The sequence below is a fragment of the Massilia timonae genome, assembly GCF_001866515.1.
Lineage (GTDB): Bacteria > Pseudomonadota > Gammaproteobacteria > Burkholderiales > Burkholderiaceae_D > Telluria > Telluria timonae.
In genome coordinates this window covers 4,537,716-4,558,107 of the sequence record NZ_JRYB01000001.1, presented here as the reverse complement: position 1 = coordinate 4,558,107, position 20,392 = coordinate 4,537,716, and the positions used below count along the sequence as shown (strand labels likewise).

The 20,392-nt window shown below is 67.9% G+C and carries 13 protein-coding genes; 11 read left to right on the top strand and 2 right to left on the bottom strand.

Annotation, left to right across the window (positions count from 1 at the left end; all coding sequences use genetic code 11):
* Window positions 1-174: 174 nt before the first annotated feature.
* The 4 genes from LO55_RS19275 to lpdA are packed head-to-tail and all read left to right on the top strand — an operon-like array spanning window position 175 to window position 5,200.
* Window positions 175-1,407, top strand: a complete 1,233-nt coding sequence (locus LO55_RS19275; RefSeq protein ID WP_005670714.1) for a 3-methyl-2-oxobutanoate dehydrogenase (2-methylpropanoyl-transferring) subunit alpha — start codon at window positions 175-177, stop codon at window positions 1,405-1,407.
* A 38-nt stretch (window positions 1,408-1,445) separates the two neighbouring features.
* A complete protein-coding gene (locus LO55_RS19270; RefSeq protein ID WP_218146018.1) occupies window positions 1,446-2,456 on the top strand; it encodes an alpha-ketoacid dehydrogenase subunit beta in 1,011 nt (336 codons plus the stop codon).
* Between the two features lie 4 nt (window positions 2,457-2,460).
* The gene (locus LO55_RS19265; protein ID WP_071362719.1) at window positions 2,461-3,801 is read left to right on the top strand and encodes a dihydrolipoamide acetyltransferase family protein; all 1,341 of its coding nucleotides are present in this window, start codon (window positions 2,461-2,463) and stop codon (window positions 3,799-3,801) included.
* Between the two features lie 4 nt (window positions 3,802-3,805).
* Window positions 3,806-5,200, top strand: a complete 1,395-nt coding sequence (lpdA, locus tag LO55_RS19260; RefSeq protein ID WP_071362718.1) for a dihydrolipoyl dehydrogenase — start codon at window positions 3,806-3,808, stop codon at window positions 5,198-5,200.
* A 36-nt stretch (window positions 5,201-5,236) separates the two neighbouring features.
* Here the strand turns inward: lpdA and LO55_RS19255 are convergent, their stop codons facing one another.
* Window positions 5,237-5,881 carry a TetR/AcrR family transcriptional regulator gene (locus LO55_RS19255; protein WP_071362717.1) on the bottom strand — a complete coding sequence of 215 codons (645 nt, stop codon included), beginning with the start codon at window positions 5,879-5,881 and terminating at the stop codon, window positions 5,237-5,239.
* A gap of 201 nt (window positions 5,882-6,082) precedes the next feature.
* On the opposite strand from LO55_RS19255, the gene LO55_RS27200 reads away from it, so the two are divergent.
* Window positions 6,083-6,208, top strand: coding sequence for a hypothetical protein (locus LO55_RS27200; protein WP_267873240.1), 126 nt, complete (start codon window positions 6,083-6,085; stop codon window positions 6,206-6,208).
* 205 nt (window positions 6,209-6,413) lie between these two features.
* Window positions 6,414-8,675 (top strand): eCIS core domain-containing protein, encoded by a 2,262-nt coding sequence (locus LO55_RS19250; RefSeq protein WP_071362716.1) that lies wholly within the window; start codon window positions 6,414-6,416, stop codon window positions 8,673-8,675.
* A gap of 102 nt (window positions 8,676-8,777) precedes the next feature.
* Here LO55_RS19250 and LO55_RS19245 read toward each other — a convergent pair whose 3' ends face one another.
* The gene (locus LO55_RS19245) at window positions 8,778-9,137 is read right to left on the bottom strand and encodes a hypothetical protein (protein ID WP_071362715.1); all 360 of its coding nucleotides are present in this window, start codon (window positions 9,135-9,137) and stop codon (window positions 8,778-8,780) included.
* 277 nt (window positions 9,138-9,414) lie between these two features.
* On the opposite strand from LO55_RS19245, the gene LO55_RS19240 reads away from it, so the two are divergent.
* The 5 genes from LO55_RS19240 (at window position 9,415) to LO55_RS19220 (ending at window position 20,276) form a co-directional block, all read left to right on the top strand.
* Complete coding sequence (locus LO55_RS19240) at window positions 9,415-11,019, top strand: methyl-accepting chemotaxis protein (protein WP_071362714.1); 1,605 nt, start codon at window positions 9,415-9,417, stop codon at window positions 11,017-11,019.
* Between the two features lie 212 nt (window positions 11,020-11,231).
* Window positions 11,232-12,845, top strand: a complete 1,614-nt coding sequence (locus LO55_RS19235; protein ID WP_071362713.1) for a methyl-accepting chemotaxis protein — start codon at window positions 11,232-11,234, stop codon at window positions 12,843-12,845.
* 287 nt (window positions 12,846-13,132) lie between these two features.
* Window positions 13,133-15,382 carry a TonB-dependent receptor gene (locus LO55_RS19230; protein ID WP_071362712.1) on the top strand — a complete coding sequence of 750 codons (2,250 nt, stop codon included), beginning with the start codon at window positions 13,133-13,135 and terminating at the stop codon, window positions 15,380-15,382.
* A gap of 47 nt (window positions 15,383-15,429) precedes the next feature.
* Window positions 15,430-16,815 (top strand): oxygenase MpaB family protein, encoded by a 1,386-nt coding sequence (locus tag LO55_RS19225; protein ID WP_071362711.1) that lies wholly within the window; start codon window positions 15,430-15,432, stop codon window positions 16,813-16,815.
* A gap of 2 nt (window positions 16,816-16,817) precedes the next feature.
* A complete protein-coding gene (locus LO55_RS19220) occupies window positions 16,818-20,276 on the top strand; it encodes a hybrid sensor histidine kinase/response regulator (RefSeq protein ID WP_071362710.1) in 3,459 nt (1,152 codons plus the stop codon).
* Window positions 20,277-20,392: the final 116 nt, after the last annotated feature.

The window sequence follows — 20,392 nt, the reverse complement described above, 5'->3', positions numbered from 1 at the left end:
CGCATGAACCGCCGCAGTCGCGCCAATCCAGGCAACCCCACCCGCAATGGCAAGCAATGGCGGCTTTCTATGGTGCACAGCAATATGAAAATAGTTTCGCGCAGTTGACGTAAACGTCAAGTAAAGGTCTATGATGCCTCTTGCTGCAAAACACCTCAAAAGGGAAAGCATAATATGAGCCAGAGCAATCCTCTGTCGCTGCACGTACCGGAGCCTACCGGCCGCCCGGGCTGCAAGACCGATTTTTCGTTTCTCCAGGTGAGCGCTGCCGGTTCGGTCCGGCGTCCACCGATCGATGTCGCTCCATTGGAGACAAGCGACATCGCCCAACAACTGATCCGCGTGCTCGACGAGCACGGCAACGCCGTCGGCCCCTGGGCCGAGGAACCCGACCGCGAGCTGCTGCGCTTCGGCTTGCGCACCATGATGAAGACCCGCATCTTCGACGCGCGCATGGTGATCGCCCAGCGCCAGAAGAAGATGTCGTTCTACATGGTCTCGCTCGGCGAAGAGGCGATCGGCACCGCCCACGCCCTCGCCCTGCGCGACGGCGACATGAATTTCCCGACCTACCGCCAGCAAAGCCTGTTGATGGCGCGCCAGGTACCGCTGGTCGACATGATCTGCCAGCTGCTGTCCAACGAGCGCGATCCGCTCAAGGGCCGCCAGCTGCCCGTGATGTATTCGGTGCGCGAGGCCGGCTTCTTCACCATTTCCGGCAACCTCGCCACCCAGTACCCGCAAGCGGTGGGCTGGGCCATGGCGTCAAGCATCAAGGGCGACACGAAAATAGCGTCGGCCTGGATCGGCGACGGCGCCACCGCCGAATCCGATTTCTCGACCGCCCTCACCTTTGCCCATGTGTACCGCGCGCCGGTCATCCTCAACGTGGTCAACAACCAGTGGGCGATCTCGAGCTTCCAGGCGATCGCCGGCGGCGAGAGCGTGACCTTCGCCACCCGCGGCATCGGCAGCGGCATCGCCTCGCTGCGCGTGGACGGCAACGACTTCCTGGCCGTGCTGTCGGCCTCGCGCTGGGCCGCCGAAAGAGCGCGCAGCAATCTCGGTCCGACCCTGATCGAATGGGTCACCTACCGCGGCGGCCCGCACTCGACCTCGGACGATCCATCGCGCTACCGTCCGGCCGACGACTATGCCCGCTTCCCGCTGGGCGACCCGATCGCGCGCCTGCGCCAGTACCTGACGAATCTGGGCTGGTGGTCGGATGCCGAGCACGAGGCCGTGCACGCCGAGCTCGAAGCCGAAGTGCTGGCCGCGCAGAAGGAAGCCGAAAGCCACGGCACCCTGGGCGACGAGCGCGCGCCGAGCGCCGCGACCATGTTCGAGGACGTTTATAAAGACATGCCGGAGCACCTGCGCCGTCAGCGTCAGCAGTTGGGAGTATGAGGATGGCACGAGACGATCAACCCAAGGACATCGCATCGATGTCGATGACCATGATCCAGGCCCTGCGTTCGGCCATGGACGTGATGATGGAACGCGACGACAACGTCGTGGTGTATGGCCAGGACGTCGGCTACTTTGGCGGCGTGTTCCGCGTCACCGACGGGCTGCAAGCAAAGTACGGCAAGTCGCGCGTGTTCGACGCGCCGATCTCGGAAGGCGGCATCGTCGGCACCGCGGTCGGCATGGCCGCCTATGGCCTGCGCCCGGTGGTCGAGATCCAGTTCGCCGACTATTTTTATCCGGCGACCGACCAGATCGTGTCCGAGGCGGCGCGCCTGCGCTATCGCTCGGCCGGCGAATTCACGGCGTCGATGGTGATCCGCATGCCCTGCGGCGGCGGCATCTACGGCGGCCAGACCCACAGCCAGAGCCCCGAAGCCTTCTTCACCCACGTGTGCGGCCTGCGCACCGTGATGCCCTCGAACCCGTACGACGCCAAGGGCCTGCTGATCGCCTCGATCGAGAACGACGATCCGGTGATCTTCCTGGAACCGAAACGTCTTTACAATGGGCCGTTCGACGGCCACCACGACCGTCCGGTCGTGCCCTGGTCCGGCCATCCGAAGGGCGAAGTCCCAACGGGCTACTACACCGTCGACCTGGATAAAGCTGCCATCGTCCGCCCCGGCAATGACGTCACCGTGCTGGCCTACGGCACCATGGTCTGGGTCGCCGAAGCGGCGGCGCGCGAGTCCGGCGTCGATGCCGAGGTGATCGACCTGCGCAGCATCTGGCCGCTCGACCTCGACACCATCGTCGCCTCGGTCAAGAAGACCGGCCGCTGCGTGATCGTACACGAAGCGACGCAGACCAGCGGCTTCGGCGCCGAACTGGCGGCGCTGGTGCAAGAGCACTGCTTCTACCAGCTCGAAGCGCCGATCGGGCGCGTCGCCGGCTGGGACACCCCGTATCCGCATGCGCAGGAATGGGCTTATTTCCCGGGTCCCGACCGTGTCGGCGCGGCCCTGAAACGCGTGATGGAGGGTTGATTCAATGGGTATTCACGTCATCAAGATGCCCGACCTCGGCGAAGGCATCGCCGAAGTCGAAGTGGTGGCCTGGCACGTCCAACCAGGCGACGTCGTAAAAGAAGACCAGGTGCTGGCCGACGTCATGACCGACAAGGCGACGGTCGAGATCCCGTCGCCGGTCGCGGGCACCATCACGAGCCTGGGCGGCGCGATCGGCCAGTCGCTCGCCGTGGGCGCGGAACTGATCCGCCTCGAGGTCGAAGGCGCCGGCAACCAGAAGGACAAGGCTGTCCAGGAACCGGTCAAGACGGCCGCCGCAGCCGCGCCGGCCGAAGAAGTCGCCGAGCCGCAGCTCGAGGCCGTGGCGGCCAATGAAGTATCGGCGCCCGCCTCTGCCCCTGTCTCCGCCCCTGCCTCCCGGCCGGCGCCGGCCGCACGTCCGGCACCAGTGTCAAAGGGCACGCCCCAGCTGCGTGTCGAGGGCGAAAAACCGCTGGCCGCGCCGGCCGTGCGCCAGCGCGCCTGGGACCTGGGCGTCGAGCTGCAGTTCGTGGCCGGCAGCGGCCCGGCCGGCCGCATCACCCACGCCGACCTCGACGCCCACGTGGCCGGCCACCGCGGCGGCGCGGCCAATGGCGGCCCCGATGAACGCTACGCCGAGCAGCATGGCGAACATGCGACGCAGGTGATCGGCCTGCGCCGCAAGATCGCCGAGAAGATGCAGGAAGCCAAGCGCAACATCCCGCACTTCACCTACGTGGAAGAAGTCGACGTCACCGAACTCGAAGCGCTGCGCCTGCAGCTCAACGCCCGCTACGGGGCGGAGCGCGGCAAACTCACCCTGCTGCCGCTGCTGATGCGCGCCGTGGTGCTGGCCCTGCGCGAGTTCCCGATGATGAGCGCGCGCTACGACGACGAGCACAATCTGCTCACCACCTATGACGCGGCCCATATCGGCATCGCGGCCCAGACCGATAACGGCCTGATGGTGCCGGTGGTGCGCCACGCCGAGTCGCGCGACCCGTGGTCGAGCGCAGCCGAGATTGCGCGCCTGGCCGACGCCGCCCGCAATGGCAAGGCCACGCGCGACGAACTCACCGGCTCCACCATCACGATCACCAGCCTGGGCGCCCTGGGCGGCATCGTCACCACGCCGGTGATCAACCGCCCCGAAGTCGCGATCGTCGGCGTCAACCGCATCGTCGACCGCCCGGTGATCAGGGATGGCGCCATGGTGGCGCGCAAGATGATGAACCTGTCGTCCTCGTTCGACCACCGCGTGATCGACGGCATGGTGGCGGCCCAGTTCGTGCAGGCGATCCGCGGCTACCTCGAGTTCCCTGCAACCCTGTTCGTGGAGTGAGCCGATGGAGACGATCAACACGACATTATTGATCATCGGCGGCGGTCCCGGCGGCTACGTGGCCGGCATCCGCGCCGGCCAGCTGGGCATCCCGGCCATCGTGGTCGAGCGCGCGAACCCCGGCGGCACCTGCCTGAACGTCGGCTGCATCCCGTCGAAGGCGCTGATCCACGCCGCCGACGAGTTCCACAAGGCCGCCACCTACGCGGCCCAGGAGTCGCCGCTCGGGATCACCGTGGACAGCGCCAGGATCGACCTGGCGCGCACCGTGGCCTGGAAGGACGGCATCGTCAAGCGCCTGACCGGCGGCGTCGGCGCCCTCCTGAAGAAACAGGGCGTGCGCGTGGTGCACGGCTGGGCGCGGGTCCTGGACGGCAAGACCGTCGAAGTCGAGGCCGACGGCCAGGAAACGGTGCGCATCCGCTGCGAACACCTGCTGCTGGCCAGCGGTTCGCAGGCGGTCGAGCTGCCGTTCATGCCGTTCGGTGGGCCGGTGATCTCCTCCACCGAGGCGTTGGCCCAGGACAGCGTGCCGCGCCGCCTGGTGGTGGTCGGCGCCGGCTACATCGGCCTCGAGCTGGGCACGGCCTACCGCAAGCTGGGCAGCCAAGTGACGGTGGTCGAAGCGGCCGAGCGCATCCTGCCGGCCTATGACGCCGACCTGGTCAAGCCGGTGGCGAGGTCGCTCGAACGACTCGGGGTCGAGCTGCGCCTGGCGACCTCGGTGCTGGGGATGGAGGGTGAACGGGTGAAAGTGCGCGACGCATCCGGCGTCGAGGCCTACCTGGAAACCGACAAGGTGCTGGTGGCCGTCGGCCGCAAGCCGGCGACCACCGGCTGGGGCCTCGAGAACCTGATGCTCGACATGGCGGGCCGCGCGGTCAAGGTCGACGAGCAATGCCGCACGTCGATGCGCAATGTGTGGGCGATCGGCGACCTCACCGGCGAGCCGATGCTGGCCCACCGCGCCATGGCCCAGGGCGAGATGGTGGCCGAGATCATCGCCGGCAAGCGCCGCTGGTTCCAGCCGGCGGCGATTCCGGCGGTGTGCTACACCGATCCGGAGATCGTCGTGGCCGGCATGTCGCCATCCGAAGCGCAAGCCGCCGGCATCGACGCCATTCAGGCCAGCTTCCCGTTCAGCGCCAACGGCCGCGCGATGACGATCGAGGGCACGGACGGCTTTGTGCGCGTGGTCGCGCGCAAGGACAACCACCTGATCCTCGGCTGGCAGGCGGTCGGCGTCGGCGTGTCGGAGCTGGCGGCCGGCTTCACCCAGTCGATCGAGCTGGGCGCCCAGCTGGAAGACGTCGCGCGCACGATCCACGCCCATCCGACCCTGGGCGAAGCGGTGCAGGAAGCCGCGCTGCGCGCGCTCGGCCACGCCCTGCACATCTGAACCGGCGCGCCGCCCCGCTCGGGGCGGCGTTCATGCTCAGGCCGGCCGGACGCGCCTGCGCGGCGGCGCGGCCAGGGCCGTGCCCAGGCGCAGCGCCGTCTCGACCGCGCGCTCGATCGGCGGCTGGTAGCCGTCCTCGATCCAGCGCAGGGCAATGTGGATCACCCCGCCGATCACCCCCGCCTGCAGCAATTCATCGTTCGCGGCGCTCGAGCCCAGCAGGCGCGCGACGTCGCGGCCGATGGCGCGCAGCGAGGCGTCGAACGCCTGGTCCACGGCGCGGCTCACGCCCCGGATCTCGACCAGGAACACGCGCGCCGACTGCGGTTCGCGCTGCAGGGCCGCGAAATAGGCGTGCAGCATGGCGCGCGAACGCCCCACCCGGCCGCGCCCGGCGGCTTCGCCGGCGCGCAGGATCTCGCCCAGCACCGCGTAGGTCACGGTATTGTAGGAATCGATCAGCAGCGCCTCGCTGTTGGCGAAGGACTCATAGAAATAACGTTCGGTCAGGCCGGCCGCTTCGCAGACCGCCTTCACCGTCGCCTGGTGGTAGCCGCGCTCGCCGTAGACGGCGATCGCGCCCTCGATCAGACGGGCGCGGCGCTCGGCGCGGCGCTGCTCCTGCGACTGGCCGCGGTAGGACCGCGTCAGCGCGGGCGTATTGGAGAGCTCGTGGTTCATCGCCACATTTTGACACAAACTTGCCGTCAGTTATCAAAAAGCGACGAATGTCGGTAAACGCGCCCGGCGCCTGGCCGGGTAATGCTTCGCGCCGCCTGCCGTGCGAGGTGAGATCATCGCGCCTTCCGTGCCGCCCCGCTGCCGAAACCTTTCCATGAAAGCCGCCTCCGATCCTGGCTGTCTCGCCATTTTCGCGTGTTCATGGTCGATCGGCCCGGCCCGCGGCTCGAGCCGGTCGCGGGCGGCTACATGCTGCCGGTGACCGATTCCGCGCTGATCCCCCGCTTCAACGTCGATGCCGCCGAAGCGCGCCGCGTGGCGGCCTGAGGCGGCCTTGGAGCCGCTCCGTAGCGAACGACTGCTGCTAGCGCGGCTGACGCGTCCGGCGGGCCAGGTGCCAGGCCCTTGAAAGTGTCGAGCACAGTGGCGACAAAAAACATCACCACCATCTAACCGCTGAGTCAAGACCGTACAAAATGCGTTTATGATTGCGCAGTTATGTCCGATAACGCCACTGTGACGGAGGCAATCCATGCAAGCATCATCGCAGCCACGAATCGACGCCGATACTGTGGGGACGGAAGCCGCCGCTACCCCCCGGCAAGGGCAGGTCCTGGCTGACAACCGGGCAGTTGCGCAGGCGCAGAGTGAACTGCCCGCGCTGTGGAACAACAGCCCGCGTGTGTTGCAGCAGCGCGCGGTCGCCGTCGCGATCCACGAGAGTCCGCGCATCGTGGCGCAGCGCCGCGAGATGGATGGCTTGTTTGACGAGACCAGCCTTTTCCAGGAGGACGATGCGATGTCAGCCGCTCTACCGCCCGCACGGCGAGAGCGGCGGGCCAACCGCACCGGCCTGCCTGACAGCTTAAAGTCGGGAATCGAGTCGCTCGCGGGCATGAGCATGGATCACGTCAGGGTGCACTACAACTCGAACAAGCCTGCTCAGTTACAGGCACTTGCTTATGCCCAGGGTAGCGAAATTCATCTTGGACCGGGCCAGCAGCATCATTTGCCGCACGAGGCGTGGCATGTCGTGCAGCAAGCTCAAGGCCGGGTTCGGCCCACCCTGCAGATGAAAGCAGGTTTGGTGAATGATGATCCTGTACTGGAAAGCGAGGCCGACACGATGGGCGAGGAAGCCGTGCGGTTCAGGGGCGGCCAGAGCGCAACAGGAGGGGCGCCGGAGGAGACCGCCGACGGCATGGCAAGCCGGCACGCCGACGCGTTTCGCCTGTCGGGCGGTCAGCCCGAAAATCCCGGCACGCGAAATGCCACCGAACCCGTCCAACGCATGGTGTGCACTACCGATCAGTTGCCTACCCCTTCGGGTGTCATCAAGGACCACACTGGTCAACCTGGAAATTCACAGCTTTTACCGGGTAGCCAACCGATGTCGGCGGTCAGGCCAAGGACCGTGACCGCCACGATCGACCAGAACACGATTCGCGATGGCGATCGCGCCAAAGACGGTGTTCTAAGCAAGGTCACGGCGATGGCACGTGCCGAGCAGCGCATCCTGCAGGGTGCCGATATGCAAAAATTTTATGATGCAGGCCACCTGGTCGGAGATCAGCTGATAGGGAAAAAAATCGACTCCTTTGTATACGGCAATCTGGCGCCGCAAGTGTCGACCTTCAACACCCCTGCTTACTCAGGGGTTGAAAGCGGGATTGCTGCGTTTGCAAAACAGGGATTCAGCTACCAGGTGTCGGTGTCGGTCGACTATCCGCCCGACTACTCGGTAACTGTCGCGCATTTGAAAAAACGCGGCATCATCGCTCAATCGAGCAAGCCGGACAATCACGTTCTGAAGATTCCGCGTCGTATTCCTGACAAATGGTCGCTTAGCGCAAAATTCTCCCAGTCGAATATTGGTGCGCCTGTACATGTGCCGTCCGGGCATCTTGGCGCCACGACCAGTCCGACCCTTGGCGCCCCTTTCTCGATGGACCATGGTGTGATCGTCGACGCCAATCAAATGCTATCGCACGGGACTTACGCCAGCGGTCTCCAATGGTACCCACGGGAGGATATCAGTGCCCCCGATCTCGTCTCGCTCCTGTCGAAGAATTTCGAAGACCTTGGGTCGGAAGCTGAAATTGCGCAAACGATTCTTACCAAGGATCATCAGGTCATCCGCGCTTCAGCCAACAAACTCATTCGGTCAGCAGCCGGCGAGATAGCACTCGCATTACTTGATCTGACTTCAACGGTGAGCGCCTTGACGGACACCAGGGATTTCCGGCCGTTTCTCGAGACGGCCCGGCCAGGAATCGAAAACTACATCAATCTTGCGCGCCAGGATGCCACGGAACTTGGCATGGCGATTCATTATCTCGTGATGGCGAAGGGATGGGTGGATGCGCTGAAAGAAAAAGCTGAAGAAATCAAACAAGAACAAAGTCCTCAGTTTTTCTTTTCGCCTGCCAAGGGGGATGGGTCACAACAACTCCAGCCGCCCGAACGTTATGCAGCCGATTATGAGATGGCCATCGAACAGGCCACTCCGGAATTTCAACAGGCGAATCCGGACAAGGCCGATGAAATCGAAGCAAAAAACCGTCAATTCGTGGACATGAAGGGCAAATACGATCGCCTTATCGAAGGTTCTTCAGGCGGAGAACTTCATATCAACGCGACTACCTTCAACCAGGTACCCGACGTCTTGCCTGGCCAGCATCTTCTGGTCAATGGAGCAATCGTCCTTCTCCATGCGGTGGACAAGGTGCAGTCGATGGACGGCCAAACGCTCGGCTGGATACTCAGATATAAATACAATTTGAATTGGGCTTGAAGTCACTGACTGCCAGCCCTAAAAGGTGTCCAACAATAGACCATTCTTCCGGCGCGCGCGCTGGCGAGCGGCGCGCCGACTGGGAAGGACCGATTACAGGCTCTAATCGCGCCGGGCCGTCCCCTGGTCGTACTCATCGTCGTCGGCCTTGGCCGCGCCTGCCTCGGCCTGACTATTTTCCATAGGACCCGACTGACGGTTGCCGTCACCCTGGAAGCCCCGGTCGGACTGCTCGTCGTTCGCGCCGCCGGCCAACAGGTCGTCGGTGCGGCCGGCCTGGCTGCCCCGGCTGCCTTGCTGCATTGCGCCATCGCCCTGGCGCTGGGCCGGATCCTTGCGCTCGGCGCTAGCGCCGACCTCGCCGGTCGCGCCGGCGCCCATCGTCGCCGCGCTGGTGGTGCCATCGGTCACCTGGTCCCAGCTGCGGCCCTTCACATCCTTGCCTTCGTTGTGCGTCGACATGGCGATCTCCTCGTGTTCAATAATGGTCGCCCCATCTTAGCCGGTGAGCCTGTGACGGCAATAGGCGGGCGACTTCGCGCGCTGTAGGACTGCGCGCGCACCCGTTCCGATACGGATTCGTCACACTTTGATGCTGCACGGCAACATAAATCCGATTATTGCGATACACTATTGGTTTCGGCATCTCGATTGATGCTTGTTATGCATCGGCCCCGCCTCCGTCTCGCCCTACGCGAGCGCCACGGCGGCCGCGCCGCCAACCAAGAAGGAATATCCAGTGAAGAACCTGAAGATAGGCGCCCGCCTGGGGCTTGCCTTTGCCGTCGTGCTTGCCCTGCTATTCGCCATGGCCGCCACCTCGCTTACCCGCATGCAGACGGCCGGCGACCTGACCTACCGCCTCGTCAATACCAGCACCAAGAACCAGCAGACGGTGTCCGAATGGCGCAAGGCGGTCGAGGTCAATGACGCCCTGATCGACGCCGTCTACCATGCGGGCGACGTTGGCGTGGTCGCGCAACTCGCGCCGCGCCTGCGCGACAACGTGCGCCGGGCCGAAGCCCTGCAGGCCGACGTCGACGCCAACCTGCTCAACATGAAGGTGCGCGTCTTCCTGGACCGCGCCAAGGAACTGCGCGGCGCCTATGACGGCGCCCGCGACGCCGTGCTCGAAGCCAAGCTGTCGGGCGACCCGGCCCGCCTCGAACAGGCCTATAACGTCCAGTTCGTGCCGCGCGCCCGGGCCTTCGAAGCCGCGCTGGAAGAGTTCGCCAACCGCCAGAGCACTGCCACCGGCGCGGTCGGCACCACCATCCTGACCTCCTACGCCGAGACCCGCATCATCCTGCTGGTGCTCGCCGTGGCCGCGATCATCCTCGGCGCCGGCTTCGCCTGGTTCATCACCCGTTCGATCACGGCGCCGCTGCGCCAGGCGGTCGAGGTGGCCGAGCGCGTGGCCGACGGCGACCTCGGCAGCCGGGTCGACGCGCAGGGCCGCGACGAGGTGGCGCAGCTGATGGAGGCGCTGGGCCGCATGAACGCCAACCTGGCCGCCATCGTCGGCCAGGTGCGCGACGGCAGCGCGGCGATCGCGCAGGCGTCCGGCGAAATCGCCAGCGGCAACCAGGACCTGTCGAGCCGCACCGAGCAGCAGGCGGGTTCGCTGGAAGAAACCGCGGCCTCGATGGAGGAACTCACCTCCACCGTGCGCCAGAACACCGAACACGCGCGCCGCGCCAATGGCCTGGCCGCCAGCGCCGCCGGCGTCGCCGGCGAAGGCGGCAAGATGGTCGACGAGGTGGTCGGCACCATGGGCCGCATCGACGCCTCGTCGCAGCGCATCGTCGACATCATCGGCGTGATCGACGGCATCGCCTTCCAGACCAATATCCTGGCCCTGAACGCGGCGGTCGAGGCGGCTCGCGCCGGCGAGCAAGGGCGCGGGTTCGCGGTCGTCGCCGGCGAGGTGCGCACCCTGGCCCACCGCTCGGCGGCCGCCGCCAAGGAAATCAAGGGCCTGATCGACGACTCGGTGCATCAGGTCCAGCAAGGCACGCAGCAGGTGGCGCGCGCCGGCGCCACCATGGGGCAGATCGTGGACGGCATCCGCCAGGTGACCGTGATCATGGGCGAGATCGCCGCCGCCAGCGAGGAACAGAGCGCCGGCATCGAGCAGGTCAATACCGCCATCGCCGAAATGGACCGGGTGACCCAGCAGAACGCGGCCCTGGTCGAACAGGCGGCCGCCGCGGCCGATGCGATGCGCGACCAGGCGGCGCAGCTGTCGGCCGTGGTCGGCACTTTCCGCCTCGGAAACGGTGACGCCGCCAGGACCGCGCCGCGACAGCGGCAGGAGCGCGCCGCGCTGCCGGCACTCAGCTGACCGGCCGGGTACATGCAATTGCAACGTCGGAATTCCCGTATGTTGCAAATTTGCCGCACAGCAATTGCTTTGCTGGATTTGCGGGTTATACTGAGGGCCTTCGATCTGGCGCCGCATGTGGGCTTCCTCACGGGAGCGCATGCGGGGCGCCAGTCCGGCCTGGCCGCGTGCGCGGTCAGCCTGGATCCCTAAGCCGCCTGGAAATTACCCTCGTGAAAAAACTCAATATCGGCGCCCGCCTGGGCATCGGCTTTGCCATCGTTCTCGTGCTCTTGCTCGCCATGAGCGCCACCGCCCTGACGCGCATGCAGTCGGCGGCCGACCTGACCGACCGCTTGGTCAATACCAGCATCAAGAACCAGCGCAGCGTCGCCGAATGGCGCCGCAACATCGAGATCAACAGCGCCATCAACGAGACCGTCTATTACGCGGTCGACGCCGGCATCCTCGACGTGATCGGCCCGCGCCGCCAGGCGATCACCAGCCGCTCCAACGTGCTGCAAAAGGAGATCGAAGAGTCGCTGCGCAATCCCGCCGTGCGCGAGCAGTTCATGCTCGTCAAGGAACAGCGCCTGGCGTATATGGCCGCGCGCGACGCCCTGTTCCAGGCCAAGCGCGCAGGCGACCAGGCCCGTCTCGACGCGATCTACCGCGAGCAGCTGAGCCCGCGCACCGTGTCCTACCTGGCCACGGTCGACAAGTTCGCCGCCATGCAGATCAGCGCCGCCGACGGCGTCGCCCAGTCGATCCTGGCGTCCTATGCCAGCACCCGCGTGATCCTGTTCACGCTGGGTGGCGCGGCCCTGCTGCTGGGCGCCGCCTGCGCCTGGTTCATCAGCCGCTCGATCACGGCGCCGCTGCGCGAGGCGCTCGATGTGGCCGAACGCGTGGCCGGCGGCGACCTGACCAGCCAGTTCAGCCGCCAGGCGCTCGAGCGCGGCGACGAGGTCGGCCAGCTGATGGCGGCGCTGTCGCGCATGAACGCCAGCCTGGCCGCCATCGTCGGCCAGGTGCGCGACGGCACCGCCACCATCGCCACCGCTTCCGGCGAGATCGCGAGCGGCAACCAGGACCTCTCGAGCCGCACCGAGCAGCAGGCCGGCTCGCTGGAAGAAACCGCGGCCTCGATGGAAGAACTCACCTCGACCGTACGCCAGAACACCGAACACGCGCGCCGCGCCAACGGCCTGGCCGCCAACGCCGCCGGCGTGGCCGGCGAAGGCGGCAAGATGGTGGCCGACGTGGTCGGCACCATGGGCCGCATCGACGCCGCGTCGCAGCGCATCGTCGACATCATCGGCGTCATCGACGGCATCGCCTTCCAGACCAATATCCTGGCCCTGAACGCGGCGGTCGAGGCGGCCCGCGCCGGCGAGCAAGGCCGCGGCTTCGCGGTCGTCGCCGGCGAGGTGCGCACCCTGGCCCATCGATCGGCCGCCGCCGCCAAGGAAATCAAGGGCCTGATCGACGATTCGGTGAGCCAGGTCCAGCAGGGCACGCAACAGGTGGCGCGCGCCGGCGCCACCATGGAACAGATCGTCCACAGCATCGAGCAGGTGACCGTGATCATGGGCGAGATCGCCGCTGCCAGCGAGGAACAGAGCGCCGGCATCGAGCAGGTCAATACCGCCATCGTCGAGATGGACCGGGTGACCCAGCAGAACGCGGCCCTGGTCGAAGAGGCGGCGGCGGCCGCCGATGCGATGCGCGACCAGGCGGCGCAGCTGTCGGCCGTGGTCGGCACCTTCCGCCTGGAGCAAGGCGCCGCCGCGGCGCCGCATGCCCGCCGCGCCGCGCCTGCCGCGCGTCCCGTCCTGGCAGCCTGACTGGGCCGGCGGTCGGTCCGCGGCGCTGCCGGGGCCGACCGCGCGATGCAGCCCACGCAAGACTGTCCGGCGCATTCCGTTGGCTTCTTGACCAGACCCCCGACAGGCGAGCGTTGCATTCTCGTCGCATTCTGTTCAATATCTCTTTCCGGGCCTATTGCCTGTAATCATGTGCTGCTAGACTGGCAGACTTTGCATCCTCTGGCGCAATTTTATTTGCCAAAATAGAACAGTTGAGGATGGCTTACCCAGGACGGGTGAGTATCGGTCCAGACAGGGAGTTTTACATGAAAGCAAAGCAGGTCCGACCAGCCCGGAAGCTGCTGGTCGCGGCGGTATCCGGCATCGTCTGCAGCATCGCTCACGCACAGCAGGTCCCCCCCAACCAAAATGACGATTCGGCCGTGCCGGAGGTCGTGGTCACCGCCCAGCGCACCGCCGCGCTGGCGTCGCGCACCCCGGTCGCGGTCAGCGTCGTCAGCGGCGAACAACTGCGCGACCTCGGCGCCATCAGCCCGGCCGATATCGGCCCGCGCCTGCCGAACGTGCACATCGACCAGGCCTTCTCGGGCCTGCGCGTGACGATCCGCGGCATCAGCAACAACGACACCACTGACAAGGGCGACCCGTCGGCCGCCTTCATGCTCGACGGCGTCTATATCGCCCGCCCGGCCGGCCAGAGCGCCAACCTGCTCGACGTCGACCGCATCGAAGTGCTGCGCGGCCCGCAGGGCACGCTGTACGGCCGCAATACCACCGCCGGCCTGGTCAACGTGATCTCGAATGCGCCGACCGACCGCCTGGAAGGCGCGCTCGGCCTCGAGGCCGGCACCTACGGCAGGCGCAAGGTCGACGGCGTGATCAACGTTCCCGTCAACGATGCGCTGTCGCTGCGCGCCGCGGTCAGCCAGCTGCGCCAGGATCCGTTCCTGAAGAACGGCCAGGGCACGCCGCACCGCCCCGGGATGGACCGCGACGAACGCGATGCGCGCCTGAGCGCCAGGCTCCAGCTCAACCGCGACGCCACCCTGGTGATGCGCTACGACCATGGCCAGACCGAGGGCAATAACGACCGCATGGTCCCCGACACCAACTTCTTCACCGGCGTGGCCAGCGGCCGGCCGGTCTGGCGCGACAGCACCACCGACGAGCGGCTGACGAACAGCTTCCGCCCGCCGAACATGACGCCGGTGCAGGGCTGGCACGACCGCCGCGCACGCGGCCTGTCGGCCGACCTGAGCTGGAACCTGGGTCCGGCCACCGTGTATTACCTGGGTTCGCACCGCAAGCTCGACCAGGCGATCCGCCAGAACTACTATTACCGCGTTGCCCCGACCGTCGCCCTCGGCGTGGTCAACGACTACGACGGCCACAACGAACAGGATTCGCACGAGCTGCGCGTCGCCACCAATGGCAGCGGTCCGCTCAGCGCCCAAGCCGGCCTGTACTACTTCAGCGAAGACTCGAACACCTCGTATGCGTTCCAGGGCCTGCGGCCGGTCGGCTTGCCGCCGTATTACTCCTTCCCGCTGCACACCCGGGCGGAAAGCCGCGCCGTGTTCGGCCAGCTGACCTGGCGCGTGCTGGACGCGCTGCGCCTGACCGCCGGCGCGCGCCGCACCGAGGACGACAAGGACCGCGTCGGCTCGACCGACTTCCAGCAGGGACCGGTGTTCAATCCGGCCACCGACCGCCGCCTGCCGAACGCCGCCGCGCTGTCCACCGCGCGCACCACCTGGCGCCTGGGCGTCGAAGTCGACCTGGCGCCGACCACGCTGCTGTACGGCAGCCTGGCGACCGGCTACAAGGCCGGCGGCTTCAACGACGGCTGCGTGGCCGGCGCCGACGTTGGCGGCGTCGCCTGCCCGGCCGCCGCCGCGGTCGATCCGGATTACCTGTATTACCAGCCCGAGGAATTGCGCGCTTGGGAGGCCGGCCTCAAGTCGCGCCTGCTGGACGGGCGCCTCAGCTTCAATGCCGCCGCCTTCTACTACGACTACACCAACCTGCAGCTGAGCAGCAATGCGATCGTCTCGGGCGCGCCGCGCCTCCTGACCGGCAATGCCGGCCAGGCCCGCTCGCGCGGCCTGGAACTCGACGGCGAGCTGCGGGTCGGGGCCAACGGCCGCCTGCGCTACGGCGCCACCTTCCTCGACGCCCATTACGCCGTCTACAGGCCGACCGCCGGCGTGTCCTGGGCCGGCCGCAAGCTGGACCGCACGCCGAGCCACGTCTACACCCTGGGCTACGAGCACCGCTTCCAGGCCCTGGGCGGGCAGTTGCATGCCGGCGTGTTCGCGCGCCGCAGCGCCGAATACGCGATCACGATCCCGAGCAACCTGCTGGAATACCGTATCCCGGCCCACACCACGACCGACGCCACCCTGCGCTACCAGCCGATGGCCGCGAACTGGAGCCTGCTGGCGCGCGTGCGCAATCTCGAGAACTCGGTGCGGCCGTCGCTGATCGACAGCTTCGGGATGGCCACGCCGACCGCGCCGCGCACCGCCGACCTGCGCCTGGATTGGCGATTCTGACCCGGGGCCGCGTTCCGACGCTTCCCACCGCCGCACCAGGAGACCGTATGCACCGCGATGCACCCCATCCGCCGTCCCCGTCCATGCGGGCCGACCCGCCCGCCGATCTCGCCGTCGCCGGCATGCTGGCCGGGGCCGAAGGTCCGCACCAGCTGGCCGAGCGCATCGCCGCGGTCAATCGCGAGCTGGCGCGCTGGGACAGCAACGGCGCCCTGGCGCACTGGGAACCGGGGCCCGGCCTCGATCCGCGCGCCGGGGCGGCGCTGAAGGATTACCTCGCCGCCTGCCTGGCCCTGCCCGGGTGGGCCGAGCCGGCGCGCATCGCGCGCGCGGAAAGCCTGTTCATGGACATGAGCATGCTGTCCTGCACCCTGCTGTTCTGCGCCAGCCTGCCCGAATGCTACGTGCTGCCCGACCTGTCGGCGGTGCTGCACGCGGCCGGCCAGCTCGAGGCGCACACCGACTACCGGGTGCGCTCCACCGCCGCCATGATCTTCCCCGTCATGCTCGCCGGCGGGCTGACCGGCCGCGAGGGCGCCGGCGTGGCCCAGGCGCTGAAGGTCAGGCTGATCCACGCCACCATCCGCCACCTGATCCTGCGCGGCTCGCCCGACGACTCGCTCGGCGCCGGCCCCGTGCGCCCGCTGCTCCCCGCCGGCGGCGGCATCTATCACACGCTGTATGCCCACGGCTGGGACACCGCGCGCAACGGCCTGCCGTGCAACCAGGAAGAGCTGGCCTACACCCTGCTGACCTTCCACTATGTGTTCCTGCGCAGCCTGCGCAAGCTGGGCCTGGGCCTGGAGCGCCAGGACGAAGAAGACTACCTGCATGCCTGGAACGTCCTGGGTCACATGCTCGGCATCGAGCGCTCCCTGATGCCCGACACCATGGCACAGGCGCAGCAGGCGTTCCTGGACATCCAGGCGCGCGGACGCGAGCTGGCGCGCGCGCCGGATCCGCGCCCGGCGCTGGCGGCGGCGCTGATGCGCGCGATGGAGGACGAAATCCCCCTGCGCCTGTTCAAGCCCTTCCCGACCCTGCTCACGCGCCACCTGTGCGGGCGCGACGCCAGCGCCGACCTCGGCTTGAACCGGCGCCAGCCGCTGTTGTCGCGGCTCGTGTTCACGGCTGGCCTGGGCCTGGTGCGCGCCGTCGACGCCCTCGTGCGCCTGGCTGTGCCCGGCTTCTCGATCAGTCGCATGCTCACGCGCGCCTTCGGCTACCGCCTGGTGACCCGCTTCCTGATGGACCAGACCCGGCCCCTGCGCCTGCCCGACGCGCTGCTGGGAAGGCTGAACGACGCGCTCGGCCAGTGGCGCCACGACCCGCGCGCGCCGCGCTGGCTGAACCGGCTCGAAGCCAGGCTGGCCGGGCACCGCGCCCCGCCGGCGGCGGGCGCTGGCGCCGACGCGGACAAACGGGCGGCCTGAGCATGCGCGCGCTGTCCATCTTCGTCGGCCTGGCGCTCTGCCTCTTCGTGTGCGCCGGCGCCGGCGCTGCCGGCGCCGGCGCGGCGATCCTGGCCGCCGACACGCCGGCGGTCGAAGGCTGGCCCGCGGCCAGCCTGCTGCGCGACCCCGGCAAGGCCCTGGACGCGGCCGCCGTCCTGGCCGCGCCGGAGCGCTTCACGGCGCCCGACAAGGCGTACGCCACGCTGGGCCTGAATCCGGCGCCGAGCTGGATCCGGATTCCGTTCCGGGTCGCGCCGGATGCGCCTTCGGCCTGGGTAGTCGAGTTCGATGTCGCCGTGATCGAACACCTCGACGTCTATCTGGTCGAAGGCGGGGAGCCGAGAAAGCTGGCCGCCGCCGGCCGCCGCCAGGACATGGAAGGGGCGCTCAAGGGCCGGGTGCCGGCCGTCGCCCTCAAGCTCGCCCCGGGCCGGGATTACACGCTGCTGGTGCGGATCGAATCGCGCGGCCCCAAGCTGCTGCCGGTGACCTTCTATCACGAGGATGCCTTCCACCACGCCTCGCTCAAGGAGCAGATGCTGCAAGGGCTCCTGTTCGGCATCGCCGCCTGCCTGGTCGTCTACAGCCTGGGCCAGTGGGCCACCCTGCGCGACGCGCTGTTCCTCAAATATGCCTTGTTCATCGGCGGCCTGACCGTCTACCTCGCGAGCTGGTACGGGACCGCCGAGCAGTTCCTGTGGCGCGAGCACCTGTGGTTCAGCGCGCACATGATGGGAATCGCCTCGATGATCGGTTCGGTCGGCGCCTACCTGTTCGTCGAGCAGATCATGGCCCGGCCCGGCAAGGACCGCATCTTCAGGATCATCATGCGCAGCGGGGCGACGATCTGCGCAGTGACCGGCGTGGGGTGGGCGTTCGACTGGATCGGCTACCTTCCGATGATCTTCATCACCACGACCATCGGCGCGGTCCCGATGCTTCTCGGCGTGCCGGCGGCATTTCGGCGCATGCGCCAGCGCGACGCGATCGGCGCCTATTTCCTCATCAGCTGGGTGGCCAGCTACGGCGGCACGATCACGCAGACCCTGATCGCCGCCGGCGAGGTGCCGGTCAATTTCTGGACCGCCCACGCGCTGCAATTCGGGATCACCTTCGACATGCTGGTCTTCATGCGCATCCTGAGCCTGCGCGCCAAGGCGCTGCGCGAGGCCATGCAGCGCGCCGAGACCGAAGCGCGCATGAAGTCCGAATTCCTGGCCAATATGAGCCACGAGATCCGCACCCCGATGAACGCCATCATCGGCATGAGCCGGCTGGCCCTGATGGCCGATCCGAACCCCAGGCTGCGCAATTACGTCTCCAAGATCCTGGGCGCCGGCGAACACCTGCTGGGCATCATCAACGACATCCTCGACCATTCGAAGATCGCGGCCGGCAAGATGTCGGTGGAGGCGGCGCCGTTCTCGCTCGACGAGATGCTCGAGCAGCTGTCGAACCTGATCGGGGTGAAAACCGACGCCAAGGGCATCGAACTGGTGTTCCGGGTCGGGCCGGGCGTGCCGCAACGGCTGGTGGGCGATCCGCTGCGCCTGGGCCAGGTGCTGATCAACCTGACCGGCAACGCGGTCAAGTTCACCGAACGCGGCGAAATCGTGGTCGCGGTCGAAGTCCGCCCGGGCGCGGCGGCCGACGGCCGGGTCATGCTGGCGTTCTCGGTCAGCGACACCGGCATCGGCATGACCGCAGGCCAGCTCGAACACCTGTTCGACTCCTTCACCCAGGCCGACAGCTCGACCACCCGCAAGTATGGCGGCACCGGGCTGGGCCTGTCGATCTCGCGCCAGCTGGTCGAGCTGATGGGAGGACGGATCTCGGTCCAGAGCACGCCCGGCGCCGGCAGCTGCTTCACCTTCACCGTCGCCCTCGGGCTCGACGACGGCCAGGGCGACGCCGGCGCGCTGCGCCCGGCGATCCTGACCGACCTGCGCGCGCTGGTGGTCGACGACAGCGCCAGCGCGCGCGCCGCGCTGTGCGAGATGCTGGTCACCTTCGGCGCGCAGGCCGACAGCGCCGCCTCGGGCGAGGAGTGCCTGCGCATGCTCGCCGCGGCCCAGGCCGAAGGACGCCCCTACCAGATCGTGCTGATGGATTACCTGATGCCCCACCTCGACGGCGTCGCCACCATCCGCCGCATCCCCGCCTGCGTGGCCGGGGCCACGCCGCCGGCGATCCTGATGGTGTCGGCCGTCGGCCGCGAGGCGGTGCTGGAGACGGCCGGGGAACTGCCGGTCGACGCCTTCCTCGACAAGCCGGTCGGACCGGCGCTGCTGTACCACAGCATGCTGCAGGTGCTGCATCCGCACGCCGCGCCGGCGCGCGACGGCGTCGACGACGGCGCCGATGAGCGTATGCCGCCGCACATCATGGCCGACCTGCCGCGCCTGGACGGCGCGCGCATCCTGCTGGCCGAGGACAATGCGAACAACCGCGAGGTCGCGCTCGACTTCATGGCGGCGGCGCGTATGCGGGTCGACGTCGCCTTCAATGGCGTGGAGGCGGTGCGCATGGCGCGCGAGGGGGATTACGACCTGGTGCTGATGGACATCCAGATGCCGGAGCTGGACGGCCACGCCGCCGCGCGCGCGATCCGCGAGGATCCCCGCCTGCGCGCGCTGCCGATCGTGGCCATGACGGCGCACGCCATGGCCAGCGACCGCGAGCAAAGCCGCCTGGCCGGCATGAACGACCACGTCACCAAGCCGATCGACCCCGACCTGCTGTTCTGCACCCTGCTCAAGTGGATCGACCCGGCCCGCCTCGTCGGCCGCCACATCGCGCACGTTCCACAGGCGCCGGCGGCGCCTGCGACCACCGCGCGCGCCCTGCCGGCGGTGCCGGGAATCGACTGGGGCCTGGCCCTGGACAACGTCGACGGCCAGCGCAGCAGGCTCGAGAAACGCGCCGGCAGTTTCGTGCGCGAGTACGGCAATGCGCCCGAGATCCTGCGCGAGGCCCTGAACGGCGGCGACCATGCGCGCATGCAGTCGCTGGCGCACAACCTCAAGTCGAGCGCCGCCTATATCGGCGCCTTCGCGCTGTCCGCCGCCGCCGGCCGCCTCGACCAGGACCTGCGCGCCGGACTGCATGAACGGATCGGAGTCCAGGTGCCGGCGCTGATCGCCGCCGCCGAACCGGTGCTGGCCGGCCTGGCCCAGGTGGCGGGCGGCGGCCGGCCGCAGCCGGCCGATCCGCAGGCGCTGGCCGAGGTGTGCGCCCGCCTCGAAGCCTGGCTGCGCGCCGACGACGCGCGGGCGGAGGACGCGCTCGATCAGCTCGAGGCGCTGCTGGCCGGCGGCCCCTATGCGCAGGAACTGGCGCCGCTGCGGCGCGCGATCGACGAGGTGGAATACGGCGCCGCGCTGGCGCCGCTGGCGCGCCTGGCGGGGCAGCTCGCGCCCCGGGCCGGGAGCCGCGCCTGAGGCCCCGGCGGCGCGCCGGCCACGGGCGCGGTACCGGGTCGCGCTACCGCGCGCCGCGGCGCGCCGGTCCGGGGTTGCATTATCACTGTCCACGGCAGAGCCTTCCTGCTAGACTG

Excerpts from the sequence above, each read along its gene's own strand:
- LO55_RS19270 (WP_218146018.1), top strand. The coding sequence starts at position 1,446 with ATGTCGATGACCATGATCCAGGCCCTGCGTTCGGCCATGGACGTGATG.
- LO55_RS19230 (WP_071362712.1), top strand. The coding sequence starts at position 13,133 with ATGAAAGCAAAGCAGGTCCGACCAGCCCGGAAGCTGCTGGTCGCGGCG.
- LO55_RS19250 (WP_071362716.1), top strand. The coding sequence starts at position 6,414 with ATGCAAGCATCATCGCAGCCACGAATCGACGCCGATACTGTGGGGACG.
- lpdA (WP_071362718.1), top strand. The coding sequence starts at position 3,806 with ATGGAGACGATCAACACGACATTATTGATCATCGGCGGCGGTCCCGGC.
- LO55_RS19275 (WP_005670714.1), top strand. The coding sequence starts at position 175 with ATGAGCCAGAGCAATCCTCTGTCGCTGCACGTACCGGAGCCTACCGGC.
- LO55_RS19255 (WP_071362717.1), bottom strand. The coding sequence starts at position 5,881 with ATGAACCACGAGCTCTCCAATACGCCCGCGCTGACGCGGTCCTACCGC.
- LO55_RS19220 (WP_071362710.1), top strand. The coding sequence starts at position 16,818 with ATGCGCGCGCTGTCCATCTTCGTCGGCCTGGCGCTCTGCCTCTTCGTG.
- LO55_RS19225 (WP_071362711.1), top strand. The coding sequence starts at position 15,430 with ATGCACCGCGATGCACCCCATCCGCCGTCCCCGTCCATGCGGGCCGAC.
- LO55_RS27200 (WP_267873240.1), top strand. The coding sequence starts at position 6,083 with ATGGTCGATCGGCCCGGCCCGCGGCTCGAGCCGGTCGCGGGCGGCTAC.
- LO55_RS19245 (WP_071362715.1), bottom strand. The coding sequence starts at position 9,137 with ATGTCGACGCACAACGAAGGCAAGGATGTGAAGGGCCGCAGCTGGGAC.
- LO55_RS19265 (WP_071362719.1), top strand. The coding sequence starts at position 2,461 with ATGGGTATTCACGTCATCAAGATGCCCGACCTCGGCGAAGGCATCGCC.